Origin of the sequence: Citrobacter sp. NCU1, assembly GCF_010231475.1 — a bacterium.
Taxonomy (GTDB): domain Bacteria; phylum Pseudomonadota; class Gammaproteobacteria; order Enterobacterales; family Enterobacteriaceae; genus Citrobacter_D.
The window spans coordinates 1-1599 of the sequence record NZ_NRDO01000133.1 but is presented as its reverse complement, the minus strand read 5'-3'; the positions used below and the strand labels follow the sequence as shown (position 1 = coordinate 1599).

Below are 1599 nucleotides of genomic sequence, written 5' to 3'. Positions count from 1 at the left end.
TCCCTTCGCGTCATAAGGGTTGGAAGGAACGACAACCTTGATGCCGGGGCTCTGAGCGATCAGGCCTTCCAGGGAGTCGGTGTGCAGCTCAGCCGCCTTGACGCCGCCGCCAAACGGGGTGCGGAAGACGATTGGAGCGTTGTATTTGCCGCCGGTGCGGTAGCGCAGACGGGCCGCCTGTATAACCATTTGGTCCAGCGCTTCAAAAATAAAGCCGACGAACTGGATCTCGGCAATCGGCCGGAAACCTTGTACGCCAAGGCCCACAGCAAGACCGCCGATAGCGGATTCAGCCAGCGGCGTATCGAATACGCGCTCCTCGCCGAACTCGCCCTGCAATCCTTCTGTCGCCCGGAATACGCCGCCTACATGGCCGACGTCTTCGCCGAAGATCAGGACGTTCGGATCACGTTTTAATTCGACGCGCATCGCGTCGCGAATCGCTTCTTTCATATTCATTTGTGCCATAGCCAGTATCCTCCTTATTCAAAATCGGCTTTTTGCTCTTCAAGATCTTTCGGCGTCGTTTCGAACATACTGTCGATCAGGCCGGAGATCGTCATTTTTTCGGTTTTTTCCGCAAGCTTGATTTCTTCGTTCACTTTCGCCTTCGCTTCGTCCTTCACGCGCTGCGTATCTTCGTCGCTCCACAGGCCTTTGGACTCCAAATATTTAACCACACGGGCGATCGGGTCTTTCTCGTTCCACTCGCCTTCTTCTTCTTTGGTGCGATATTTGCTCGCGTCGTCGGACAGGGAGTGCGGACGGAAACGGTACGTAACGGCTTCGATCAGGGTAGGCCCTTCTCCATTCCGGGCGCGTTCGGCGGCTTCTCTAACCGCTTGAATGACCGCAAAAATATCCATTCCGTCCACTTTCACGCCGGTAATGCCGGCAGCAACCGCTTTATGGGCGATCGACTTGGAAGCGGTTTGCTTGGCGAACGGCGTTGTGATGGCGTAGCCGTTATTTTGCACAAAGAAAATGACCGGCAGCTTGAAGCGTCCCGCAAAGTTAAGACCTTCGTAGAAATCGCCTTCAGAGGAGCCTCCGTCCCCGGTGTAGGTAATAGCGACATTCTTCTGATTCTTCAATTTAAAGCCCATGGCAATGCCTGTGGCATGCAGAATTTGAGCGCCAATGATGATCTGCGGAGGCAGCACGCTGACATCCTCAGGGATTTCACCGCCGTGCTGATGGCCGCGGGAGTACAGGAACGCCTGATGAAGAGGCAGACCATGCCAGACAAGCTGCGGAATATCGCGGTAGCCCGGGCAGATGAAGTCCTCCTTCTCAAGAGCGAATTCACTGCCGACCATTGTCGCTTCCTGTCCGGAAGTCGGGGCGTAGAAGCCGAGGCGGCCTTGGCGGCCCAGGTTAACGGCACGATCATCCCAAGTACGGGTGAAAATCATGCGGTAAGCTATTTCTTTTAATTGATCATCGGTAAGAGCGGGCATTTTATCTTTATTGATCACTTCTCCAGCCGGAGAAAGGACCGTAAGAGCCTCTACGTCCTCTGTATATACCTCGTAAGGAACTTTACTCATTATCTTCACCTCAGCAAAAAAATTTGAATAACAATTTGAATATTATAGA

The 1599-nt window shown here is 53.3% G+C and carries 2 protein-coding genes; both read right to left on the bottom strand.

The annotated features are described in order from the left end of the window. Window positions 1-468 (bottom strand): alpha-ketoacid dehydrogenase subunit beta (locus tag CJP72_RS24895; RefSeq protein ID WP_446714989.1); only part of this gene is annotated, 468 nt, incomplete at its 3' end. Window positions 469-482: 14 nt separating this feature from the next. Further along, the gene (gene pdhA / locus CJP72_RS24890) at window positions 483-1550 is read right to left on the bottom strand and encodes a pyruvate dehydrogenase (acetyl-transferring) E1 component subunit alpha (protein ID WP_025695654.1); all 1068 of its coding nucleotides are present in this window, start codon (window positions 1548-1550) and stop codon (window positions 483-485) included. Between the last annotated feature and the right edge of the window lie 49 nt (window positions 1551-1599).